General features: G+C 65.7%; 21 protein-coding genes and 7 tRNA genes. 25 read left to right on the top strand and 3 right to left on the bottom strand.

Annotated elements, in window-relative coordinates; translation table 11 throughout:
• The first annotated feature begins 3 nt into the window (after positions 1-3).
• The 6 genes from CFB49_RS11350 (at position 4) to cyoD (ending at position 6,657) form a co-directional block, all read left to right on the top strand.
• A complete protein-coding gene (locus tag CFB49_RS11350) occupies positions 4-600 on the top strand; it encodes a LysE family translocator (RefSeq protein WP_249190492.1) in 597 nt (198 codons plus the stop codon).
• A 407-nt stretch (positions 601-1,007) separates the two neighbouring features.
• Positions 1,008-2,537 (top strand): complex I subunit 4 family protein, encoded by a 1,530-nt coding sequence (locus CFB49_RS11345; protein WP_089491332.1) that lies wholly within the window; start codon positions 1,008-1,010, stop codon positions 2,535-2,537.
• Between the two features lie 281 nt (positions 2,538-2,818).
• On the top strand, positions 2,819-3,706 hold the full coding sequence (gene cyoA / locus CFB49_RS11340; protein WP_069617708.1) for a ubiquinol oxidase subunit II: 888 nt from the start codon (positions 2,819-2,821) through the stop codon (positions 3,704-3,706).
• 3 nt (positions 3,707-3,709) lie between these two features.
• Positions 3,710-5,716: a cytochrome o ubiquinol oxidase subunit I gene (cyoB, locus tag CFB49_RS11335; RefSeq protein WP_069617707.1), complete on the top strand. Its 2,007-nt coding sequence runs from the start codon at positions 3,710-3,712 to the stop codon at positions 5,714-5,716.
• Complete coding sequence (cyoC, locus tag CFB49_RS11330) at positions 5,716-6,324, top strand: cytochrome o ubiquinol oxidase subunit III (RefSeq protein WP_027784811.1); 609 nt, start codon at positions 5,716-5,718, stop codon at positions 6,322-6,324. Before cyoB ends, cyoC begins: the two co-directional genes overlap by 1 nt.
• Positions 6,325-6,657, top strand: coding sequence for a cytochrome o ubiquinol oxidase subunit IV (gene cyoD, locus CFB49_RS11325; protein ID WP_059573658.1), 333 nt, complete (start codon positions 6,325-6,327; stop codon positions 6,655-6,657).
• 113 nt (positions 6,658-6,770) lie between these two features.
• Here cyoD and CFB49_RS11320 read toward each other — a convergent pair whose 3' ends face one another.
• Positions 6,771-7,070 carry a DUF4148 domain-containing protein gene (locus tag CFB49_RS11320; RefSeq protein WP_069617706.1) on the bottom strand — a complete coding sequence of 100 codons (300 nt, stop codon included), beginning with the start codon at positions 7,068-7,070 and terminating at the stop codon, positions 6,771-6,773.
• A 218-nt stretch (positions 7,071-7,288) separates the two neighbouring features.
• Here CFB49_RS11320 and CFB49_RS11315 point away from each other — a divergent pair, with 218 nt between their 5' ends.
• The 9 genes from CFB49_RS11315 to CFB49_RS11275 all read left to right on the top strand — a co-directional run bounded on the left by CFB49_RS11315 (position 7,289) and on the right by CFB49_RS11275 (position 17,264).
• A complete protein-coding gene (locus CFB49_RS11315) occupies positions 7,289-7,963 on the top strand; it encodes a response regulator transcription factor (protein ID WP_050013034.1) in 675 nt (224 codons plus the stop codon).
• Positions 7,964-7,974: 11 nt separating this feature from the next.
• Entirely contained in the window at positions 7,975-9,366 is a 1,392-nt protein-coding gene (locus tag CFB49_RS11310; protein ID WP_089491331.1) for a sensor histidine kinase, read from the top strand.
• A 16-nt stretch (positions 9,367-9,382) separates the two neighbouring features.
• A complete protein-coding gene (locus CFB49_RS11305) occupies positions 9,383-10,078 on the top strand; it encodes a response regulator transcription factor (RefSeq protein WP_069617704.1) in 696 nt (231 codons plus the stop codon).
• 164 nt (positions 10,079-10,242) lie between these two features.
• On the top strand, positions 10,243-10,599 hold the full coding sequence (locus CFB49_RS11300) for a hypothetical protein (RefSeq protein ID WP_089435230.1): 357 nt from the start codon (positions 10,243-10,245) through the stop codon (positions 10,597-10,599).
• A gap of 140 nt (positions 10,600-10,739) precedes the next feature.
• Positions 10,740-12,602 (top strand): extracellular solute-binding protein, encoded by a 1,863-nt coding sequence (locus tag CFB49_RS11295; RefSeq protein ID WP_069617702.1) that lies wholly within the window; start codon positions 10,740-10,742, stop codon positions 12,600-12,602.
• 50 nt (positions 12,603-12,652) lie between these two features.
• Positions 12,653-13,696, top strand: a complete 1,044-nt coding sequence (locus CFB49_RS11290; RefSeq protein ID WP_089491330.1) for a microcin C ABC transporter permease YejB — start codon at positions 12,653-12,655, stop codon at positions 13,694-13,696.
• Positions 13,697-13,744: 48 nt separating this feature from the next.
• Positions 13,745-14,842, top strand: coding sequence for an ABC transporter permease (locus CFB49_RS11285; RefSeq protein WP_050012940.1), 1,098 nt, complete (start codon positions 13,745-13,747; stop codon positions 14,840-14,842).
• Positions 14,839-16,461, top strand: coding sequence for an ABC transporter ATP-binding protein (locus CFB49_RS11280; protein ID WP_089435228.1), 1,623 nt, complete (start codon positions 14,839-14,841; stop codon positions 16,459-16,461). The genes CFB49_RS11285 and CFB49_RS11280 overlap by 4 nt, the downstream gene beginning before the upstream one ends.
• 128 nt (positions 16,462-16,589) lie before the next feature.
• Positions 16,590-17,264, top strand: a complete 675-nt coding sequence (locus CFB49_RS11275; RefSeq protein ID WP_069617699.1) for a C40 family peptidase — start codon at positions 16,590-16,592, stop codon at positions 17,262-17,264.
• A 148-nt stretch (positions 17,265-17,412) separates the two neighbouring features.
• On the opposite strand, the gene CFB49_RS11270 is transcribed toward CFB49_RS11275, so the two are convergent.
• Positions 17,413-18,330: a patatin-like phospholipase family protein gene (locus tag CFB49_RS11270; protein WP_069617698.1), complete on the bottom strand. Its 918-nt coding sequence runs from the start codon at positions 18,328-18,330 to the stop codon at positions 17,413-17,415.
• Positions 18,331-18,603: 273 nt separating this feature from the next.
• Here CFB49_RS11270 and gltX point away from each other — a divergent pair, with 273 nt between their 5' ends.
• The 9 genes from gltX (at position 18,604) to CFB49_RS11225 (ending at position 22,001) form a co-directional block, all read left to right on the top strand.
• Positions 18,604-20,013: a glutamate--tRNA ligase gene (gene gltX, locus CFB49_RS11265; RefSeq protein ID WP_069617697.1), complete on the top strand. Its 1,410-nt coding sequence runs from the start codon at positions 18,604-18,606 to the stop codon at positions 20,011-20,013.
• A 127-nt stretch (positions 20,014-20,140) separates the two neighbouring features.
• Positions 20,141-20,216 (top strand) — tRNA-Ala (locus CFB49_RS11260).
• A gap of 137 nt (positions 20,217-20,353) precedes the next feature.
• Positions 20,354-20,429 (top strand) — tRNA-Glu (locus CFB49_RS11255).
• Between the two features lie 78 nt (positions 20,430-20,507).
• Positions 20,508-20,584 (top strand) — tRNA-Asp (locus tag CFB49_RS11250).
• Between the two features lie 63 nt (positions 20,585-20,647).
• Positions 20,648-20,723, top strand: a tRNA-Glu gene (locus CFB49_RS11245).
• Positions 20,724-20,803: 80 nt separating this feature from the next.
• Positions 20,804-20,880: transfer RNA gene (locus CFB49_RS11240), tRNA-Asp, on the top strand.
• Positions 20,881-20,945: 65 nt separating this feature from the next.
• Positions 20,946-21,021, top strand: a tRNA-Glu gene (locus CFB49_RS11235).
• Between the two features lie 73 nt (positions 21,022-21,094).
• Positions 21,095-21,171 (top strand) — tRNA-Asp (locus CFB49_RS11230).
• A gap of 365 nt (positions 21,172-21,536) precedes the next feature.
• Entirely contained in the window at positions 21,537-22,001 is a 465-nt protein-coding gene (locus CFB49_RS11225; protein ID WP_069617696.1) for a GNAT family N-acetyltransferase, read from the top strand.
• A gap of 33 nt (positions 22,002-22,034) precedes the next feature.
• On the opposite strand, the gene CFB49_RS11220 is transcribed toward CFB49_RS11225, so the two are convergent.
• The gene (locus CFB49_RS11220) at positions 22,035-22,916 is read right to left on the bottom strand and encodes an AraC family transcriptional regulator (RefSeq protein WP_089491329.1); all 882 of its coding nucleotides are present in this window, start codon (positions 22,914-22,916) and stop codon (positions 22,035-22,037) included.
• A gap of 268 nt (positions 22,917-23,184) precedes the next feature.
• Between CFB49_RS11220 and CFB49_RS11215 the strand changes: the two genes are divergently transcribed.
• On the top strand, positions 23,185-23,598 hold the full coding sequence (locus tag CFB49_RS11215) for a gamma-glutamylcyclotransferase family protein (protein WP_089435227.1): 414 nt from the start codon (positions 23,185-23,187) through the stop codon (positions 23,596-23,598).
• Positions 23,599-23,684 lie beyond the last annotated feature (86 nt).

Raw genomic sequence — 23,684 nt, 5'->3', positions numbered from 1 at the left:
GCATTGGATACGCATCAACTCATTACGATAGGCCTTTACTCGGCCCTGGTATTGATCGTTCCGGGACCGACCAATACGTTGCTTTTTTCGTCCGGAATAAGCGTTGGCCTGACGCGAACCCTTCCGCTCTTGCTCGCCGAAGGCGCAGGCTACGTCATCGCTGTCTCGGTGTGGGGCGTTTCGTTGCTGGCGTTCGCGGTGGCGCATCCTCAAATCTTGAGCCTGATCAAGTTGGCATGCGCGTCGTATCTGCTGCTACTGGCCGCAAAAATGTGGGCACGGGGCAGGCTGGAAGAGAATCAACGTTCGAAGCCGGTGACGTGGCACGATGTAATCGTCGCAACGCTACTGAACCCGAAGGCTTTTCTGCTTGCAAGTACGGTGTTTCCACTCCAAGCGTTTCGGGATGCCAATAACGGGTCCGTCGCATTCGGTGCGTTTCTGTCGGTCCTCGTGCCCATTGGAGTGGGTTGGGCGAGCCTCGGGCGCGTGACAAGGATATTGGCATCCCGGCCGCGTCATATCACGGCGCTGTTTCGTTCCGCGTCGGTGCTGCTGATTCTGTTTTCGGGGTCGCTGCTGTATTCGCTCGTGAAATGAAATGACAATGAAAGTATCCGTGTAAGGCAGGTTGTCACGCACGATCCCCGAACCGCGAAATGTCAACCCCGCCGTTCCGGCCCTTCGCCATGGCCGGCTGGTATCAAAAATGCGGCGCTGCGTCTATTCTCGCGGCACATCGCCTTGGACAATACAAAAAATTACCCATATAAATCAGCATATTACGCAGAAGGCGAAAAACAGTGCTCTGCTGCGCTGCAGAAAATAATCAGCCGCCTTATGCTGGTTAACCCGATCGCGTTTGAGCGGCGTCAAGTTTTCCGGTGATGCCGCTTTACATTTAGCCAACATTGGCGATTCACGAAATCTACCTGTCGATTTGATTTCGTTCCTTTCGTCGCGCCTGTCCCCGATGCAAGGCGCGACCTCCTCAAGGCGTTGTTGACATGCATGATTTCCCCTTCCTGAGCCTGGCCATCTGGGTTCCGATACTGTTCGGCGCGGGGCTGCTGCGCGCCGGTTCCGACCAGCATTTCCGCCGGATACGACTGATCGCGCTGGTCGGCGCGATTGCCGGGCTGGCGGCCGTCGTTCCGCTGATGGCCGGTTTCGACGCGCATTCGGCGGCGATGCAGTTCGTCGAAAGACGCGACTGGCTCGCGGCATTCAATGCCGGATGGCGGGTCGGCATCGACGGCGCGTCGCTCTGGCTCGTGGTGCTGACCGCGTTCACGACGCTCGTGGTAGTGGTGGCATCGTGGGAATCGGTCACGGTTCGCGTCGCGCAGTACTACGCGTCGTTCCTGATCCTGTCGGGGCTGATGGTCGGCGTGTTCGTCGCGCAGGACGGGCTGCTGTTCTTCATCTTCTTCGAGGCGACGCTGATTCCGTTGTACCTGCTGATCGGTACGTGGGGGCGCGAGCGCCGAGTGTATGCGGCCGTGAAGTTCTTCTTCATTTCGTTCGCCGGCTCGCTGTTGCTGCTGATGGCGATGCTGTACCTGTACGCGCAGTCGCATACGTTCGACATGGCCGTGTGGCGCACGTTGCAGCTCGGCTTCGCGCCGCAGTTGCTGGTGTTCCTCGGCTTTTTCGCCGCGTTCGCGGTCAAGGTGCCGATGTGGCCGGTCCACACGTGGCTGAGCGACGTGTACACCGACGGCCCGACGGGCGCCGCGCTGATGCTCGCGATGCTCAAGCTCGGCGGGTACGGGTTCCTGCGCTTCGCGCTGCCGATCACGCCCGACGCGAGCCATTTCTTCGCGCCGGCCGTGATCGCGCTGTCGCTGTTCGCGATCGTCTACGCGAGCCTGATTGCGCTCGCACAGACCGATCTCGGCAAGCTGCTCGCGTATTCGACGGTCGCGCACATGGGGATCGTCACGCTCGGGCTGTTCCTGTTCAACCGGATCGGCGTCGAAGGCGCGATCGTGCAGCTCGTGTCGTACGGCTTCGTGGCGGGCGCGATGCTGTTGTGCGTGAACGTGCTCGTGGACCGCACCCGGCAGCGCGAGATCGCCGCATACGGCGGCGTGGCCGGGGTGATGCCGCGTTTCGCGACCTTCACGCTGCTGTTCGCGATGGCCAACGTCGGGCTGCCGGGCACGTCGGGGTTCGTCGGCGAGTTCATGGTGATCATGGGCGCGATCCGCTTCAACTTCTGGATCGGCGCGATCGCGGCGCTCACGCTGATCCTCAGCGCGTCGTACACGCTGTGGATGCTCAAGCGCGTGGTGTTCGGCAAGGTCGCGAACCAGCGGATCGCGAAGCTCGCGGACCTGAACCGCCGCGAGATCGTGATGTTCGCGTCGCTCGCACTGATCGTGCTGGCGGTCGGCATCGATCCGAAGCCGTTCACCGATGCAATCGATCCGACCGTCGGCAGGCTGATCCAGGAAGCCAGTCATTCGAAGGTGCCGGCAGGGGATGGCTCCGCGCCGGCGTTGCCGTCGTACATGGCGTCGACGCACGACTGAGCGCGCGGCACACCGGGCCGTCCCGCGCAAACGAGCCGCGTCGAGCGGCGACGCATCGTTGCGCACGCATCCATCGCGGCCCGGCACGGCAAGTGCCGGGCGCGCTTGCGGCTGCGTGAAATTGCCCCGCGACAATGTGACTCACGGCAGATTTTGCAATGATGATTTGCCGCATGCGCCGGTTTTTCATCACACTCGCGCGACGTATGATTCGGCCAATTTCGTGAATCGAATGCGCATCGGGCATACGCAAACGGATTCAATGACCCTCGGGCTGTGTGATGAAAAGAAGAGCTTCAAGAGGCTGGTCGGCGCTGCTTTCAATGGGCGCGGCATTGAGCCTGTCAGGTTGTAATTTAGATGTACTGAATCCGAAAGGAAGCGTGGGGGCGGCCGAAAAGGCGCTGATCGCGACGTCCACGTGGGCGATGCTGATCGTCGTCGTGCCGGTGATCCTGCTCACGCTGTGGTTCGCGTGGCGTTACCGCGCGTCGAACCGCAACGCCGCCTACGCGCCGAACTGGTCGCACTCGACCGCGATCGAGGTCGTGATCTGGACGGTGCCGACGCTGATCATCCTGTTCCTCGGCGTGCTCACGTGGAAGACCACGCATGAGCTCGATCCGTACAAGCCGCTCGAATCGGCGGTGAAGCCGATCGACGTCGAGGTGGTCGCGCTCGACTGGAAGTGGCTGTTCATCTATCCCGAGCTCGGCATCGCGTCGGTGAACCAGCTCGCGATTCCGGTCGGCACGCCAGTGAACTTCCGCATCACGTCGGATTCGGTGATGAACTCGTTCTTCATCCCGCAGCTCGGCGGCCAGGTCTACGCGATGGCCGGCATGCAGACGCGCCTGCACCTGATCGCCGACGAGGCCGGCAATTACGCGGGCACGTCCGCCAACTTCAGCGGCCGCGGTTTCTCGGACATGAAGTTCCGCACGCTCGCCGAGCCGCGCGAGCAGTTCGATGCATGGGTGCAGAAGGTGAAGGCGTCGCCGGACCGGCTCGACGCGACCGTATACGGCAGCGTCGCGCAGCCGAGCGAGAAGGCGCCGGTGCGCTACTTCTCGTCGGTCGATCCGCGGCTCTTCCACAACATCATCGCGAAATACAACGATGGCCACGTCCTCGACCTGAAGGACGCCGCCTGCGGCACGAAGGGGTAACGCATGTTCGGCAAACTCACACTTTCGGCGATCCCGTTCGATCAGCCCATCATCATGGGGGCAGGCGCCTTCATGGGGCTGGTCGTGCTGGGCATTCTCGCCGCGCTGACGATCACCGGCCGATGGAAATGGCTGTGGACGGAATGGCTGACCACGGTTGACCACAAGAGACTCGGGGTGATGTACATCATCGTCGCGCTGATCATGCTGCTGCGCGGCTTCGCCGACGCGATCATGATGCGCATGCAGCTCGCGCTCGCGTACAACGCGCCCGGCTATCTGCCGCCGCACCACTATGACCAGATCTTCACGGCACACGGCGTGATCATGATCTTCTTCATGGCGATGGTGTTCATGGTCGGCCTGATGAACCTCATCGTGCCGCTGCAGATCGGTGCGCGCGACGTCGCGTTCCCGTTCATCAACTCGCTGTCGTTCTGGATGACGGCGGTCAGCGCGATCCTGATCAACCTGTCGCTCGTGATCGGCGAATTCGCGCAGACGGGCTGGCTCGCGTACCCGCCGCTGTCGGAGCTGCAGTTCAGTCCAGGGGTAGGGGTCGACTACTATCTGTGGGCGCTGCAGATCTCCGGCGTCGGCACGCTGCTGACCGGCGTGAACTTCTTCGTGACGATCATCAAGATGCGCGCGCCCGGCATGACGCTGTTGAAGATGCCGGTGTTCACGTGGACGGCGCTCTGCACGAACGTGCTGATCATGGCGTCGTTCCCGATCCTGACCGCGACGCTCGCGCTGCTCGGCCTCGACCGTTACCTCGGCATGCACTTCTTCACGAACGACGCCGGCGGCAACGCGATGCTGTACCTGAACCTGATCTGGGCGTGGGGCCATCCGGAGGTGTACATCCTGATCCTGCCGGCGTTCGGGATCTTCTCGGAAGTCATCGCGACGTTCGCGAAGAAGCCGCTGTTCGGCTACAAGACGATGGTGTACGCGACCTGCGCGATCATGGTGCTGTCGTTCCTCGTGTGGCTGCATCACTTCTTCACGATGGGCTCGGGCGCGAACGTGAACGCGTTTTTCGGGATCATGACGATGATCATCGCGATTCCGACCGGCGTGAAGGTGTTCAACTGGCTGTTCACGATGTACCGCGGCCGGATCGAATTCACGACGCCGGTGCTGTGGACGATCGGCTTCATGGTCACGTTCACGCTCGGCGGCATGACCGGCGTGATGATGGCCATTCCCGGCGCCGACTTCGTGCTGCACAACAGTCTGTTCCTGATCGCGCACTTCCACAACGTGATCATCGGCGGCGTGCTGTTCGGCTATCTCGCGGGCTTCAACTACTGGTTCCCGAAGGCGTTCGGCTTCAAGCTGAACGAGAAGCTCGGCAAGGCCGCGTTCTGGTTCTGGCAGGTCGGCTTCTACGTCGCGTTCGTGCCGCTCTACGTGCTCGGCTTCATGGGCATGACGCGCCGCCTGAACCATTACGACAACCCGGCCTGGCATCCGTGGCTGCTGGTCGCCGCGTTCGGCGCCGTGCTGATCGCGATCGGCATCGCGTGCCAGCTGCTGCAGCTGGTGGTCAGCATCCGCAACCGCCATCTGCCCGAGTACCGCGACACGACGGGCGACCCGTGGGGCGGCCGCACGCTGGAGTGGGCGACGTCGTCGCCGCCGGCCGACTACAACTTCGCGGTGATCCCGCAGGTGCGCACGCTCGACGCGTATGCGGACATGAAGGCGCGCGGCGAAGGCCGGCCGAACCCGGCAGCGATTCGCGACATCCACATGCCGTCGAATACCTGCGCGGGCCTCGTGATCGCGGTCTTCAGCCTGGTGCTCGGCTTCGCGCTGGTGTGGCACATCTGGTGGATGGCGATCGGCGGGCTCGTCGGAATCATCGCGACGCTCGTGATCTACAGCTCGCGCGATAACGACGGCTATTACATCCCTGCGTCGACGGTGCGCAAGACCGAAGACAAGCAGCCGACGAAGCGCACGGCCGCGCGCGTCGACGACGTGGAACTGGAGGCCAACTGATGTTGCAGAAAACCTTGAGCGCAACCCTGCTCGAGCACGACGACCATCCGCCGTCGCATTCGGTGTTCGGTTTCTGGCTGTACCTGATGACCGACTGCGTGATCTTCGCGGCGCTGTTCGCGACGTTCGCGGTGCTCGGCCACCAGTACGCGGGCGGGCAGACCGCGAAAGAGCTGTTCGACATTCCGGGCGTCGCGGTGGAAACCGCCGCACTGCTGCTGTCGAGCATCACGTACGGTTTCGCGATGCTCGCGGCGTACAAGCAGCGGCGCGGTGCGCTGCTCGCGTGGCTTGCGGTGACGTTCGTGCTCGGCGCGGCGTTTCTCGCGATGGAACTGCGGGAGTTCTCGCACCTGATCGCGGAAGGCGCCGGCCCGCAGCGCAGCGCGTTCCTGTCGGCGTTCTTCACGCTGGTCGGCACGCACGGGCTGCACGTGACGGCAGGTCTCTTGTGGATGATCGTGCTGGCCGCGCAGATCGTGTTGCGCGGCGGCGACCTGACCGATCGCGACCTGCGACGCCTGACGTGCCTGAGCCTGTTCTGGCACTTCCTCGACATCGTGTGGATCTGCGTGTTTTCCTTTGTCTATCTCGCGAGCGTGATCTAAATGGCCCATTCGCATTCGTCTCAACTCGAAGAAGGGCACGGCAGTGTCGGCGGCTACGTCGCCGGTTTCATCCTGTCGGTGCTGCTCACGGCCGCGTCGTTCGGCCTCGTGATGGGCGGCGTGCTGTCGCCGCATGCGTCGCTGATCGGGCTCGCCGTGCTCGCGTTCGTGCAGATCGTCGTGCACCTCGTGTACTTCCTGCACATGAACGGCTCGTCGGGCCAGCGCTGGAACGTGATGGCGTTCAGCTATACGGTGCTGACCGCCGCGATCCTGATCGTCGGCACGCTGTGGGTGATGCACAACGTGAGCATGAACATGATGTCGCGTTGAGCGGCAGCGCGGCGCATCGGGTTCACCACCATGCGCGTTCATGAAGAAAAGGCGGCACGTGCCGCCTTTTCGTTTTTTCCCGCTGCCGCGTCGCGTCGCGTCGGGCAGTGCGGTCAGCGTCGCGGGCCGGCGTCGGCCGTCAGCGCATGCGCGCAGTCGGCGCGGTACTCGGCGGCGAGCCGATGCTTCGCGCCGTCGAGATCGTCGGGGTAATACGGGCTGGCATGGGCGGGATCGTAACCGACCTGTTCGAGTTCGGTCAGCTCGCGCACGAGGTCCGCACGCGTGACGTCGCTGCCCGTGTGCACGAACGGGTACGCGTTGCATTCCTGCGGGGTGAGGTGCGGCCCCGCGAATGCGGCGGTGCTCGCGCATGCGAGCAGCATGCAGGCGACGGTGGTCGACAGTTTCATCCGGTAGCTCCTGGTTTCGCGGCCCGATGCCGCATGACGTCAGCGTAGGCGGCCGCGGCCGCAGCGCGGCCGACGCACGGATGAAACATGTTTCACAGGCGCGCGCCGCGACGCAGGATGAAGCTATTTTCATCTGGCGCCGCGAGGCGATCGCGGCGCTTACGATAGCGACGGGCGCATCGTGCGCGCCCGTCTTGACGTTCATTGCGAGGGCAACCATGCGAGTACTGACGGTCGAGGACGATGCGGTCACCGCGAACGAAATCGTCGGCGAGCTGACCGCACGCGGCTTCGAGGTCGACTGGATCGACAACGGCCGCGAAGGGATGATGCGTGCGATGAGCGCATCGTACGACGCGATCACGCTCGACCGGATGCTGCCGGGGGCGGACGGTCTCGCGATCGTGACCGCGATGCGCACGGTCGGCATCGATACGCCGGTGCTGATGCTGAGCGCGCTCGGCGACGTCGACGAGCGCATTCGCGGTCTGCGTGCGGGCGGCGACGATTACCTGACGAAGCCGTTCGATTCCGGCGAACTGAGCGCGCGCATCGAAGTGCTGCTGCGCCGCCGGCAGGCATCGGGCGTGCCGCAGCAGACGCTGCTGAAGGTCGGCGCGCTCGAGCTCGACCTCATTTCGCGCTGCGCGCGCCGCGGCGCCGACGAGATTCCGCTGCTGCCGACCGAGTTCCGCGTGCTCGAGTTCATGATGCGCAACGCGGGACAGACGATCACGCGCACGATGCTGTTCGAGGCCGTGTGGGGTTATCACTTCGATCCCGGTACCAACCTGATCGACGTTCACATGGGGCGGCTGCGCAAGAAGATCGATCCGCCCGGCGCGAACCCGATGATTCAGACGGTGCGCGGATCGGGCTACATGCTCGCTTGACGGAGGCACGGATGGACGCAGCCCGCGCGGCGAATTTCACGCGCCGCTGGCATACGACGACGTTTCGCTGGCTGTGCGCGTACGCGGCGATCTTCTCGGTGTCGCTGCTGCTGCTCGCGGGCGTGATCAGCGTGGCCGCGACGCATACGATGACACACGACACCGACGAGGTGCTCGCGTGGCAACTGATCTATTTCGATTCGATTCCCGATGCCGAGTTGCCGCTCGCGATCCATCGGCGGCTCGAGCACGAGCACATGCATACGAATTTCTACGGGCTGTTCGACGCGAGCGGGCGCCGCGTGGCCGGCGACATCGCGACGCCGCCCGGGCTGCGCACCGATCGCCACGGCCGGACGCTGAACCGCACGCTCGCGCCGCTCGACGGCCAATCGTCGCCGATTACGCGCGCGATGGCCGTGCGCCGCGACAACGGGATGACGCTGGTCGTCGCGCGCGACCTGTCGCATTTCATCCAGATCCGCGACGTCGCGATTCGCGGGCTCGTGATCGGCGGCGTGACGATCCTGATCGCGGGCGTCGCGGGCGGCAGCATGCTGGGCATGCGGCAGATGCGCCGCGTCGCCGAGATCCGGCGCGTCACGCGGCAGATCGCCGAGGGCGATCTCGGCAAGCGGCTGCCGGTCGGCGGCTATGACGAACTCGATCTGCTCGCGCATCTCGTGAACCACATGCTCGACGAAGTCGAGCGGCTGATGGGCGAGGTGCGCCATACCTGCGACGGGATCGCGCACGACCTGCGCACGCCGCTCGCACGCGTGCATACGATGCTGGCGCGGCTCGCCGACCAGCCGTTCTGCGCGCACGATCCCGCGTCGGCGGCGCTGCTGGCGTCGGCGCGCGACGAAACCGACCGGCTGCTCGAACGTTTTCGCGCGATGCTGCGCATTTCCGAGATCGGCACGCTGAGCCGGCGCGGCGGTTTTGCCGAGGTCGACGTCGCGGCCTTGCTGCGCGACGTGTGCGAGCTTTACGAGCCGCTGGCCGAGGCGGTCGACGTGTCGTTCGAACTCGATGCGGCCGCGGTCGACGGCATCCATGGCGACCGTGCGTTGCTGTTCGAGGCGTTCAGCAATCTCGCGGACAACGCGATCAAGTTCACGCCGCCAGGCGGCCGCGTGCGCGTCGTGCTCCAGACGACGTCGCACGGGCCGCTCGTCCGGTTCGAGGACACCGGGCCCGGCATCCCGCCCGGCGAGCGCAACGCGGTGCTCGAACGCTTCTATCGTGGCGAGCGCACGCGCCACGTGAACGGCTCGGGGCTGGGGTTGAGCATCGTGTCTGCGGTGATGCGCGTGCACGGTTTCGCGCTGCGGATCGGCGATGCGCAGCCGGCCGGTGCGGCGATCACGGTCGAATGCTGGCCGCGTTCGCTCGCATGACGGAGGAGGCCGATCGATGCGCATCCTGCTGATTGCGCCGCCGACGCCGGACGCGTCGCGGCTCGACAAGGCGTTTCGGGAAAGCATGCACGGCGTCGAGCGCGTCGACGAATGGCGCGACGGCTGTTTCGCGGCGACGCAGGATCGGTTCGACGCAATCGTGATCGTCGCGACCGATGGCGCTTCCGCGCCGGCGCTTCTCGACGGATTGCCGCCGCTCGCCGCGTCGGCGGGCAGCGCGGCGATTGCCGCGATCGTTGCCGGCACCACGTCCGCCCAGCGCGCGCAGATGCTGAACGCGGGCTGCGACGTGTGCCTGGCCCATCCGTGCTCGTTCGTCGAATTGCACGAGCGGCTGCACGCGCTGTGGCGCCGCGCGGGCGTCATCGCGACGCGTGAATCGATCCGGCTCGACACGGCGACGCGCGCCCTCGACGAGCGTGGCCGGCGGCTCGCGCTCAGCGCGCGGGAATTTCGCGTGGTCGAATGCCTGCTGCGCGAAGCCGGTCGGCCGGTCGGGCGCGACGCCGTGCTCCGTTATGCGTGGGGCGATGCGGACATCGAGCCCGAAACGGTCAATGCGCTCGTCGTACGGTTGCGGCGCAAGCTGGCCGCGCATGCATTTTCCGCGCGGATCGAAACGGTGGCGCGATTCGGCTTCCGGTTCGACACGGGCGCGGCGCCGCTTGACGCGGGCCGCGGCGCAGGTTGAAAGGCGTTTCGGGAAAGGCTGGCGCCGGGCGCCGATTGTTACAAGACGTTAGCGCGGGCTTCCCGTTGCGATGCCGCGCATCAGTTCTTACAAACTTGAAATATGCGGGGAGGGCGCTTGCCGCTATAGTCGAATCACACATGACACAACCAGAAGAGGAATCCATGAAGACTTTGCGTGTTGCCTCGCTCATGACCGGTATGACGGCCTTGCTCGTGTCGGGCGCAGCAATGGCGGGAGTCAATGTCGGGATCAACGTCGGCGTGCCGGCACCGGTCTACGTCGCGCCCGCGCCCGTGTATGCGCCGCCGCCTCCGCCGGTCGTCTACCAGCCGGCGCCCGTCTACGCACCGGCGCCCGTGTACGGGCCGGCGCCGGCGATCGTGATCGGCTGGCACGGCGACCGCTACTGGGACGGCCGCCGCTACTGGGGCCGCGACGAGTGGTATCGCCACCATGGTCGCGGCTGGGGCGGCGATCGCGGTCACTGGGATCACGGCCGCCACAACGGCTGGCGCTGATCGACCGGTCGCGCGTGCGTGCCGCGCGCGCGACAACGGCTCGTGAGGAAACCGCCCGCGTGGCGGTTTTCTTTTGGCCCGACGGATTGAATGGGTAGAATCGCTCCACGTTACTACCCTCATTCGACGACAGGGCCTCTATGACGAAGGGTTCGCCCCGGGCCGCCGCCGCGCGCGCCTGCCTCGGCGCGCTGCGGGCCGCCGGCCGCGTGGCCGCGGTGCTGGCGCTGGCCGCGCCGGCCGCGCACGCGGCCTATGCGATTGCACAGTACGGCGAGCCGAAGTATCCGCCGGGCTTCAAGCATTTCGACTACGTGAACCCCGACGCGCCGAAGGGCGGCACGCTCGTGCTCGCGAACCCGAGCCGGCTGACGTCGTTCGACAAGTTCAATCCGTTCACGATGCGCGGCAACACCGCGCCCGGCATCGACATGCTGTTCGAGAGCCTCGCGACCGGCAGCTCCGACGAACCGGCGTCCGCCTACGGGCTGCTGGCCGACGACATCGACGTCGCGCTGGATCGCCGTTCGGTCACGTTCCACCTGAATCCGCGCGCGCGTTTCTCGAACGGCGATCGCGTCACGGCGGACGACGTCAAGTTTTCGTTCGACACGTTGAAGAGCAAACGGGCCGCACCGCAGTTCGGCGCGTACTTCGCCGAAATTACGAAGGCCGTGGTGGTCGATCCCGCGACCGTGCGCTTCGAATTCCACAGCGCGAACCGCGAGTTGCCGCTGATCGCCGGCGGCGTGCCGGTGTTCTCGCGCAAGTGGGGATTGCGCGCGGACGGCTCGCGCATCCCGTTCGACCAGCTCGCGTTCGAGCAGCCGATCGGCAGCGGCCCGTACGTGATCGACCATTACGACAACGGCCGCACGATCACCTACCGGCGCAACCCCGCGTACTGGGGCGCCGACCTGCCGGTGCGAGTCGGCACCAACAACTTCGAGCGGATCGTCTACAAGCTGTACGGCGACGGCGTCGCGCGGCTCGAGGCGTTCAAGGCTGGCGAATACGACGTGCTCGTCGAGTACGTCGCGCGCAACTGGGCGCGACGCGACGTCGGCAAGCGTTTCGACAGCGGCGAACTGGTCAAGCGCGAATTCCGCCAGCATAACGGCGCCGGCATGCAGGGCTTCTTCATGAACCTGCGCCGGCCGCTGTTTCGCGACGTGCGCGTGCGTCAGGCGCTCGACCTCGCGTTCGACTTCGAATGGCTGAACCGTCAGCTGTTCTACAGCGCCTACACGCGCCTCAACAGTTATTTCGCCGACACCGACCTGCAGGCGACCGGTGCGCCGGGCGAGGGCGAGCTGAAGCTTCTGGAGCCGCTGCGTGCGCAACTCGATCCGGCGGTGTTCGGCCCGATGGTCACGCAGCCGAACACGAATCCGCCGGGCTCGCTGCGCGCGAACCTGCTGAAGGCGCGCGCGCTGCTCGCACAGGCCGGCTGGACCTATCGCGACGGTGCGCTGCGCAATGCGAAGGGCGAGCCGTTCGCTTTCGAGATCCTCGACGATGCGGGCGGCGCGATGGAAGGCGTCGTGACCGCGTACCAGCGCAACCTCGCGAAGCTGGGCATCGACGTGCGGTTTCGCACGGCCGATTACGCGCTGCTGCAAAAGCGCCTCGATGCGTTCGACTACGACATGACGACGATCCGCCTGCCGGGCGTGCAGGTGCCGGGCGCCGAGCAATACTCGCGTTACGCGAGCAAGTTCGCCGACGAGCCGGGCTCCGACAATCTCATCGGGCTGAAATCGCCGGCCGTCGACGCGTTGCTGCACGCGCTGGGCACCGCGCAGACGCGCGAGGAATTGCTCGACGCGACGCACGCGCTCGACCGCGTGCTGATGCACGGCTACTACGCGGTTCCGCAGTGGTACAGCACGACGCACCGCGTCGCGTACAAGCGCACGCTCGCTTATCCCCAGACGCTGCCGCTGTACTATTCGGCCGAGGGCTGGATCGTGTCGACCTGGTGGGCGAAGCCCGACCACTGAGCCGCGCCGGCCCTTCATCCAACCTGCCACCGATCACGAGTCGACGCCCTATGTGGAGCTACATCCTCAAACGCCTGCTGTTGATGATCCCGACGCTCGTCGGCGTGCTGACGCTCACGTTCGCGGTGATCCAGTTCGTGCCGGGCGGCCCGGTCGAGCAGGCCGTGCAGGAATTGCGCAAGGGCGCGACCGAGCAGGGCGCGACGCCGTTCGGAATGCGCGCGCACACCGGCGTCGACGCGCAGCAGCTCGCGCAACTCAAGGCGCTGTACGGGTTCGACAAGCCGCCGCTTGAACGCTACTGGCTGATGCTGAAGCGCTTCGCGCGCTTCGATCTCGGCGAAAGCTACTTTCGCCATCAAAGCGTCTGGTCGCTGGTCGTGCAGAAGCTGCCCGTGTCGATCAGCATCGGGCTGTGGACGTTCTTCCTCACGTACCTGATCTCGGTGCCGCTCGGCATCGCGAAGGCCGTGCGCAACGGTTCGCCGTTCGACGTCGCGACGAGCCTCGTCGTGCTGGTCGGCTATGCGATTCCGGGTTTCGTGCTCGGCGTGCTGCTGCTCGTGCTATTCGGCGGCGGCTCGTTCTGGCAGCTCTTTCCGCTGCGCGGCCTCACGTCGGACAACTTCGCGCAGCTGTCGCTCGTCGGCAAGGTGCTCGACTATTTGTGGCACATCGCGCTGCCGATCACCGCGTCGGTCGTCGGCAGCTTCGCGGTCGTCACGATGCTCACGAAGAACGCGTTCCTCGACCAGATCCGCCGGCAATACGTGCTCACCGCGCGCGCGAAGGGGCTCTCCGAGCGCAGCGTGCTGTGGAAGCACGTGTTCCGCAATGCGATGCTGCCGCTGATCGTCGGCTTTCCGGCCGCGTTCATCGGCGCGTTCTTCACCGGCAGCCTGCTGATCGAGACGCTGTTCTCGCTCGACGGCCTCGGGCTGCTGTCGTACGAGTCGGTCGTGCGGCGCGATTACCCGGTCGTGCTCGGCACGCTGTACCTGTTCACGCTGATCGGGCTCGCGACCAAGCTGGTTTCCGATCTTTGCTATGTGTGGGTCGATCCGCGCATTCAATTCGACAACCTGGAGCGCTGACATGAAACGAGCCGTTCGCATGCCCGGCGTCATCGGGCGAGGCGCGCGATGAACCGGGCCGTCGCATCCCCCCGTATCGACGCCGCGCGTGCGCGCGTGTCGCCGTCGCCGGCCCGCCGTGTGTGGCAGCGCTTCAGGCAGCAGCGCCTCGGCTACTGGAGCTTCGTGATCTTCGTCGTCGCCTTTGCCGCGAGCCTCGCGGCGCCGCTGTGGTCCAACGACAAGCCGCTCGTCGTGCGCTACGACGGGCAGACCTATTTCCCGATGTTCCATGCGTACCCGGAGACCACCTTCGGTGGCGATTTCCCGACGCCGGCCGACTATCTCGATCCGTATGTTCGCAAGCGGCTCGAGGCGCCCGGCAACTTCGTCGTCTATCCGCCGAACCGTTACTACTACGACACGCTGAACTACTTCTCGAACGTGCCGAACCCAGCGCCGCCGTCGCGGGAGAACTGGCTCGGCACCGATGCGCAGGGCCGCGACCTGCTTGCGCGGCTCGTGTACGGGTTCCGCATCTCGGTCGAGTTCGGGCTGATCCTGACCGTGATCGGCACGCTGCTCGGGATCGCCGCGGGCGCGGTGCAAGGCTTCTTCGGCGGACGCATCGACATCGTCGGGCAGCGGCTGATCGAGATCTGGAGCTCGCTGCCGGAGCTGTACCTGCTGATCATCTTCGCGTCGATCTTCGAGCCGAGCTTCCTGCTGCTGATCGTGCTGCTGTCGCTGTTCGGCTGGATCGGGCTCGCCGACTACGTGCGCGCCGAGTTCCTGCGCAACCGCACGCAGGACTACGTGCGCGCGGCCCGCGCGATGGGGCTCACGAATTGGCAGATCATCTGGCGCCACGTGCTGCCGAACAGCCTCACGCCGGTGATCACGTTCCTGCCGTTCCGGATGAGCGGCTCGATCCTCGCGCTCACCAGCCTCGATTTCCTCGGGCTCGGCGTGCCGCCGCCGACGCCGAGCCTCGGCGAGCTGCTCGCGCAGGGCAAGGGCAACCTCGACGCGTGGTGGATCTCGCTGTCGACGTTCGGCGTGCTGGTCGCGACGCTGCTGCTGCTGACCTTCATGGGCGACGCGCTGCGCAACGCGCTCGACACGCGGATCGCCGATTCGGTGCGCGCGGCGGGAGGGCAGCGATGAGCGAGTCGACCGTATCGACGCAGCACGAGCCGCTGCTGTCGCTCGAGCATCTGCATGTGCGCTTCGGCGACACGGTCGCGGTGGACGACGTGACGCTCGCGATCGGGCGTGGCGAGCGGGTCGCGCTCGTCGGCGAATCGGGGTCGGGCAAGAGCGTGACCGCGCTGTCGATCCTGCGGCTGCTGCGCGACGCCGAAGTCGCGGGCGCGATCCGTTTCGCCGGGCAGGACCTGACGGCCAAGAGCGAGCGCGAGATGCGCGGGCTGCGCGGCTCGGACATCGCGATGATCTTCCAGGAGCCGATGACGGCGCTCAATCCGCTGTATACGATCGGCGTGCAGATCGGCGAGACGATCGTGCTGCACGACGGCGTATCGGCCGTGGAGGCGCGCAAGCGGGCGATCGCGTTGCTCGCGCGCACCGGCATCGCGGAGCCGGAGAAGCGCGTCGACAGCTACCCGCACCAGTTGTCGGGCGGCCAGCGGCAGCGCGCGATGATCGCGATGGCGCTCGCGTGCCGGCCGCGCCTGCTGCTCGCGGACGAGCCGACCACCGCGCTCGACGTGACGATCCGCGCGCAGATCGTCGACCTGCTGCTGGAGCTGCAGCGCGACGAGGCGGAAAAGCGCGGGATGGCGATCCTGCTGATCACGCACGACCTGAATCTCGTGCGGCACTTCGCGCAGCGGGTCGCGGTGATGGAGCATGGCCGGCTCGTCGAGAGCGGGCCCGTCGAGCGGATCTTCGCGGCACCCGAGCATCCGTATACGCAGCGGCTGCTGAACAGCCGGCCGCAACGCGCGGTCACGCCGGTGATGCCGATCGCACCCGTCGTGCTCGACGCGCGCCACGTGAGCGTGCAGTTCGCGCGCAAGCGGCCGGGCTTCGCGGGCTGGTTCGGCACGGTGCCGGTGACGGCCGTGGCCGACGTGTCGGTGTCGGTGCGGCAGGGCGAAACGCTCGGCATCGTCGGCGAATCGGGATCGGGGAAGTCGACGCTCGCGATGGCGCTGCTCGGGCTGCAGAAGACGGCCGGCGGCGAGATCGAATTCCAGGGGCGCGCGCTGTCGACCTATCGCGGCCGCGAACAGACCGCGCTGCGCTCGAACATGCAGGTGGTCTTTCAGGACCCATTCAGCTCGCTTTCGCCGCGTCACACGATCGAGCGGATCGTCGGCGAGGGGCTCGAGCTGCATCGCCCGGACATGACGCCCGACGCGCGCCGCGCGAAGTCGCTCGCGGTGCTGCGGGAAGTCGGCCTGGACCGCACGGTGCTGCACCGCTATCCGCACGAATTCTCGGGCGGCCAGCGCCAGCGGATCGCGATCGCGCGCGCACTGGTGCTGGAGCCGCGCATCCTGATCCTCGACGAGCCGACGTCGGCGCTCGACGTGTCGATCCAGCAGCAGGTGCTGAAGCTGCTCGCGAATTTGCAACAGAAATACAACCTCGGCTACGTGTTCATCAGCCACGACCTGGAGGTGATCGGCGCGATGGCGCACCGCGTCGCGGTGATGCAGGACGGCGCCGTCGTCGAGTCGGGGGAGGTGTCCGACATCTTCACCAGGCCGTCACATCCTTACACACAAAAGCTGTTGAAAGCGGTCTGGAAAGCGTGATAGGCGTCCAATGGTCTGACCATCTCGATTGTATTTATTAATTTGTTTTGACAAACGATTACGCGCTGGCTAGTATCGACCGAAATTTTCCGCCAATCAGCTGATTTTTAAGCATATTCCATCGACCAATGCAGCATCGATCCCTGACCCAGGCATGCGCGCGCACCATCGCCGGGCTGTTCATCGGCGCCCTGTTCGCAGCAGCACCCGGCGCGTTCGCCGACGAAGTCAGCAGTTTTAATCAGAATGTCAGCAATTCGACTCAGATCGGGTCGGGCTCATCCCTCCAGCAGACCAGCGCGCAGCCGTCGAGCGGCGGCGCGAAGTCGTTCCTTGCCGGCATGGCGGGCAAGGCGGGCGACGTGGTCGTCGGCGCGCTGAACATGATCGGCGTGCGGTATCGCTGGGGCGGCAACTCGCCGGATTCGGGACTCGACTGCAGCGGCTTCGTGCGCTACGTGTTCCAGGACACGCTCGGCATGTCGCTGCCGCGTCGCGCGGAAGAAATGAGCCGCGTCGGCGAGAAGGTGAGCATGAGCAACCTGAAGCCGGGCGATCTCGTGTTCTTCAACACGATGCGCCGCACGTTCTCGCACGTCGGCATCTACATCGGCGACAACAAGTTCGTGCATTCGCCGTCGACGGGCAGCACGGTCCGCGTCGACGATCTCGACAGCGGCTACTGGGAAAAGCGTTTCACCGGCGCGCGCCGGCTCGAATCGGAATTCCCGATGAAGCCCGAAGACCTGCGTCAGCGCGTGCGCGCGACGATCGGCGACGATTCGGCGAACGGCAACAACTGACGTTTGCCGGTCGCGCGGCCGGACGACAAACCCTGTCACCGAAAGGCGGCAGGGTTTTTTGCTTTGGCGCGGCGCCGACGGCGAGGCGGAAGTCGTTGCGTCGGCCACCGGCAGGCGGCGCGTGCCGCGGCCTGCCGCCCATCGCAACCTACGCGGCCACGGCCACGCCGCGCGCCGCCGCGAGCTTGCGCTGCAGTTCCGGCATGATGCGCGCGACCGCTTCCTCGCCCGCGAGGATCGCCGCGTTGCGCTGGTTGAAGTCGCTGCCGCCCATCGCCGCGAGGTTCGGGCGAATCACGACGTCCGCGTACTTGTCCAGCTCGTAGGTCTTGATCGTCTGGCCCATGATCGTGAAGGTCTGCAGCAGCATCTCGATCGGGTTGTTGGTCGGCGCGCCGTCCGGCCGGGACGAGATGTCGACCGCGATCACGAAGCTCGCGCCCATCTTGCGCGCGTACGACGCCGGCACCGGGCTCACGAGGCCGCCGTCGACATATTCGCGATTGCCGATCTTCACCGGCTCGAACACCGACGGCACGCTGCACGACGCGCGTACCGCGAGCCCCGCGTTGCCTTGCTGGAACAGGATCGGCTGGCCGCTTTGCAGGTCCGTCGCAACGATGCCGAGCGGCTTCGCCATCTTCTCGATCGGCCGGTTGTTGAGCGTCTTGTTCAGAAAGTTCTGCAGCGCGACGCCTTGCAGCAGGCCGCGCGAGCGGAACGGCAGCGCCCAGTCGCTGATCGCCGCCTGGTCCATGTCGAGGGCGATCTTGTTGATCTGCAGCGCGTTCATGCCCGACGCGTAGAGCGCGCCGACCACCGAGCCCGCGCTCGTTCCGGCGACGATCTCGATCGGAATGCCGCGCGCCTCGAGCGCCTTCAGCACGCCGATGTGCGAGAAGCCGCGCGCGGCGCCGCCGCCGAGCGCGATGCCGATCTTGACGGGCTTCTCCGGCGGCAGGGCCGTGCCGGGGCGGGACTTGTCGCCGAAGGACGTACAGGCGGCGAGGCTGGCAGACGCGCACGCGATCGTGAAGTGGCGGCGCGACAGACGAGGGGACGACATCGATGGTTCTCCGGCGGCTTGGCGGCGGGTCACACGGCCCGCGGCTGCGAGGGTTTCCGAGGCCGCGCAGCGGGTTCCGTGCGGCCGGCGCCGCACCGGCTGGCGGCCGCGGCGCGCACATCATAAAGCAAGCGGCGCGCTTGGCGCGATGTCCGGCGCGAGTATAATTCCGGCTTCTTTCCCGTTCCGGGCGTCGCCGGCTCCGTTGCTGTCCGGGCTGCCGTCGTCCCGCGTCGAATCATTCATGCGCCCCAGGCGTTCGAGTTACCGTTTATGACCCGTCCTGTCCGTACCCGCTTCGCGCCGAGTCCCACCGGCTTCATCCACCTCGGCAACATCCGCTCCGCACTCTATCCGTGGGCGTTCGCCCGCAAGATGAAAGGCACGTTCGTGCTGCGCATCGAGGATACCGACGTCGAGCGCTCGTCGCAGGAAGCGGTCGATGCGATCCTCGAAGGGATGCAATGGCTCGGGCTGGATTTCGACGAAGGCCCGATCTACCAGATGCAGCGGATGGACCGTTATCGCGAAGTGCTCGCGCAGATGCTCGAGAAGGGCCTCGCGTACCCGTGCTACATGTCGGCCGAGGAACTCGACGCGCTGCGCGAACGTCAGCGCGAAGCCGGCCTGAAGCCGCGCTACGACGGCACGTGGCGTCCGGAGCCCGGCAAGGTGCTGCCGGAGCCGCCGGCCGGCGTGAAGCCGGTGCTGCGTTTTCGCAATCCGCTCACGGGCACGGTCGTGTGGGACGATGCGGTGAAGGGGCGTGTCGAGATCTCGAACGAGGAGCTCGACGACCTCGTGATCGCGCGCCCGGACGGCACGCCGATCTACAACTTCTGCGTGGTGGTGGACGACATGGACATGGGCATCACGCACGTGATCCGCGGCGACGACCACGTGAACAACACGCCGCGCCAGATCAACATCCTGAACGCACTCGGCGGCGAGCCGCCCGTCTATGCGCACCTGCCGACCGTGCTGAACGAGCAGGGCGAGAAGATGAGCAAGCGGCATGGCGCGATGAGCGTGATGGCGTACCGCGACGCAGGCTTCCTGCCGGAGGCCGTCGTCAACTATCTCGCGCGCCTCGGCTGGTCGCACGGCGATGCCGAAATCTTCTCGCGCGAACAGTTCGTCGAATGGTTCGACCTCGAGCATCTCGGCAAGTCGCCCGCGCAGTACGACCACAGCAAGCTGAGCTGGCTGAACGCGCACTACATCAAGGAAGCCGACAACGCGCGCCTTGCCGCACTCGCGAAGCCGTTCCTCGACGCGCTCGGCATCGACGACGCGGCGATCGCGACGGGCCCCGCGCTCGACGCGGTGGTCGGCCTGATGAAGGATCGTGCGACGACGGTCAAGGAGATCGCGGAAGGCGCGACGATGTTCTACCGTGTGCCGGCACCCGACGCCGATGCGCTCGCGCAACACGTGACCGATGCGGTGCGGCCGGCGCTGGCCGATCTCGTCGCCGCACTGAAGGCGGCCGACTGGACGAAGGAAGCGGTGTCCGCGGCGCTGAAGGCGACGCTCGCCGCGCACAAGCTGAAGATGCCGCAGCTCGCGATGCCGGTGCGGCTGCTGGTGGCGGGCACGACGCACACGCCGTCGATCGACGCGGTGCTCGTGCTGTTCGGTCGCGACGTCGTGGTGTCGCGCATCGAGGCCGCGCTGGCTTGACGTATAGGCGAGAGCGAAGCCGTCGTGCATGAGTGCGCGGCGGCTTCGCAAAAAATTTCGCGCGAATCGTAAAAAGGGTATTTACAAGTTCGGAATCGGTCCATATAATCTCATTTCTGTTCTGCAAGGGGGTATAGCTCAGCTGGGAGAGCGCTTGCATGGCATGCAAGAGGTCAGCGGTTCGATCCCGCTTACCTCCACCAACAGAACAAGCTGGATTGATTTGCGAAGCAGCGGTAGTAATAAATGCTTCACAAAATGATTCAAAGCAGTTAGAATTTCGGCCTTCGCTGTTGAGCAGAAGTAAATAGCGAAAGTCAGACAAATCTGAAAAGATTTTGTCCCCTTCGTCTAGAGGCCTAGGACATCACCCTTTCACGGTGAGTACAGGGGTTCGAATCCCCTAGGGGACGCCAGATTCAGCGGCGTTTCGTAGAAGTGTCGCAAGGCTTGCAGGAACGTAACCGACGTCCTGCGGGTTGGGTAAGAAAGCTGGAGCGGTAGTTCAGTCGGTTAGAATACCGGCCTGTCACGCCGGGGGTCGCGGGTTCGAGTCCCGTCCGCTCCGCCAGAACGAAGCCCGTTCAAGACGTTTTTGAGCGGGCTTTTGTATTAAAGATGTAAGCAGTACGTTGTCCCCTTCGTCTAGAGGCCTAGGACATCACCCTTTCACGGTGAGTACAGGGGTTCGAATCCCCTAGGGGACGCCAGATTCAGCGGCGTTTCATGGAAGTGTCGCAACGCGTGCAGGAACCTGACGAGATCCTGTGGGCGGTGGTGCAGAAAAGCTGGAGCGGTAGTTCAGTTGGTTAGAATACCGGCCTGTCACGCCGGGGGTCGCGGGTTCGAGCCCCGTCCGCTCCGCCAGAACGAAGCCCGTTCAAAAAGCGTTTTTGAACGGGCTTTCTCGTTAAGGATGTAAGCAGTACGTTGTCCCCTTCGTCTAGAGGCCTAGGACATCACCCTTTCACGGTGAGTACAGGGGTTCGAATCCCCTAGGGGACGCCAGATTTCGGCGTCGTTCGAACAAACGGCGCGCCGGCAGGAAGTAACCGACGCCTGCCAGGCAAGCAGCAAGACTGGAGCGGTAGTTCAGTCGGTTAGAATACCGGCCTGTCACGCCGGGGGTCGCGGGTTCGAGTCCCGTCCGCTCCGCCAAACAAACAACAATGCCCGCCTTGTGCGGGCATTGTTGTTTGTGCGTTCGGTCGTTGTGCCCGCTTGCGGGCAGGGCACGTGGCCGCGGAGCGGAGGAAGCCGCCCGTGCGGCTTCCGGCGGGACTCGAAGGGCTGCGCTTGCAAGCGCAGCCGCGGCCTGCGCGATGTAGGCGAGTCCCGTCCGCTCCGCCAGAAAATGAAGAAGCCCGCCTCGTGCGGGCTTTTTCATTTGCATCGTCCGTTGTGCCTTCGCTGACATCCCATACGGCGTACCGAACCGCGCGCCGCGCCCCTACGAGAAATTCGCGATTGCATCCGCACGCGACTGCGCTATCGTGGCGGGATGCGTTTCTGACTTCTGCGCGATGCTCGATCCGACCGACCTGCGACTGCTGTATCAGCTCCGGCCCGCGGAGCCCGGCGATTTTCCGTATGCCGAAGCGTTGACGCACGGCAACATGGGCGGCTACTACAAGCGCCATGGGCTCGTGTGGCGCAGCGACCTGTTCTATGCGAGCTGGCGCGAATCCGAAAACTTCATCCTCGAAGCCGACGGCGAGCGCATCGGCGTGCTGCGCGTGACCGAGGAGGGCGATTCGCTGCACATTCGCGACGTGCAGATCGCGGCCGGCCATCGTGGGCAGGGCGCCGGGACCTACATGCTCGAGATGTCGCATCGCTGGGCACGTGCGCGCGGGCTGCACGAACTGCAGTTGCGCGTGTTCGTCGACAATCCTGCCGCGCATCTGTACCTGCGCATGGGCTACCGGGTCACCGGGCCGCGGCTTGCGCAACTCGGCTCGATCCGCCACATGGTGCGGCCGGTCTGATGGTCCGACGGTCCGTCGCGGCGGAACGAGCGATCAGCGGGCCGCGTCGATTGCGCCGTCGTCGTCCGGCGTGTCGTTTTCCGCGACGTCGCCTTCCGAGCCTCGATGCTCGTAGCCGCGCAGCATGAACGCGCGCGGGCTTTCGCCGAATGCGCGGCGGAACATGGCCGAGAACGCGCTCTGGCTCTGGTAGCCGAGTTCGCGCGCAATGTGCGACAGCGGGCGCCCCTGGTTCAGCAGCGGGATCGCTCGCGCGAGCAGCGCCTGCTGGCGCCACTGCGAAAAGCTCACGCCCAGTTCCTGCTTGAAGAGCCGGGAGATCGTGCGCGTGCTCGCGCCGACCTCGCTCGCCCAGTGCTCGAGCGACTCCGCATGCGCGGGCTGCGCGAGTACCGATTCGCACAGCAGGCGCAGGCGTTTTTCGTCCGGCATCGGCACCGCGAGCGGCAACGGTTCGGCATGACTCAGCTCATCGAGCACGAGCCCGCACAGCAGGCGCTCGCGCGAGGCGCTCAGGTCGCGCGCGTCGAGGGCGACGATCAGCTCGCGCAGCAGCCCCGTCACCTCGACGACGCGGCATGCGTCGAGCCCGTCCGGCACGATCGACTCGTCGATATACAGCGTGCGCAAGTAGGCCTCTTCGACGATCACGACTTCGTGCGACACGTGCGGCGGCACCCAGATCGCGCGGGACGGCGGCACCATCCACGTCGTGCCGGTCGTCGCGACGCGCAGCACGCCGCGCGACGCATACGCGAGCTGCGCCCACGCATGCGTGTGCAGCGGAATGCGGCGGCCGGCATCGACCTGCCGTGCGCGCACGCGCATCGGATGGACGGCGGTCGGCGCGAATTCCGGCGGGATGTCGATGACGTCGTACGGGTTCGATACGTCGGCTGAGGCGGGCGGATTCATGAACGGTTCGGGCGGCGCGGCGGCGATGCCGTTATTTTAGAAGGCGCGGCGCGTGCGCATGCGGTGGTTTTTCAGGCCATCATGCCGGGCTCAAATGAACTTTGTGTGGGCGCCGGCGAACCCGGGGTGGCTGCCGGCAGCCGGTCGCGCCGACGGTTCGAACCATCGGGCCGGTATCGCGGTCTACCGATGCGTGCGCCACGTCGCGCCCATCGCGCACCGGTCGCACGCCAACACGGCAACACACGAATCGAAGAGGAGAACCACGATGCGCCACGTATTCGTCTATGGCACCTTGAGAGCCGGACAGGCCAACGACATCGGCCATGCGGCCGCCCGCCACGGCATCGCCGCCCCGACGCTGCTGGGTGCAGCCGCGCTGCCGGGCGAACTGGTCGATTTCGGCGCGTATCCGGGCATGATCGCCGGGACGGCCGGCAAGTCGCTGGTCTGGGGCGACGTCTACGAGGTCGACGAGCAACTCGTCCCGGTGCTCGACGAGATCGAGCGCGTCTATCCGGGCGTCGACTCGCTGTTCAAACCGGAAGAGGTGACCGTCGAACTCGGCGGTCGGCAGTACGCGTGCCTGTATTATCCGGTGGCCGCGCATGCGGCGGCCGGGCGCCCACGCATCGCGTCCGGCGACTGGGTTCAGCACCGGCGCGAGCAGGAAGCCGCCTGAGCGGGCCGGCGGGCGGCGGCTCGATACGCCGCAAAAGAGAAAGCGCCCCGCGGGGCGCTTTTTTCATGCCGGTGACGCGTCATCGC

Origin of the sequence: Burkholderia sp. AU17457, assembly GCF_002223255.1 — a bacterium.
Lineage (GTDB): Bacteria > Pseudomonadota > Gammaproteobacteria > Burkholderiales > Burkholderiaceae > Burkholderia > Burkholderia sola.
This window is presented reverse-complemented; position numbering and strand designations above follow the sequence as displayed.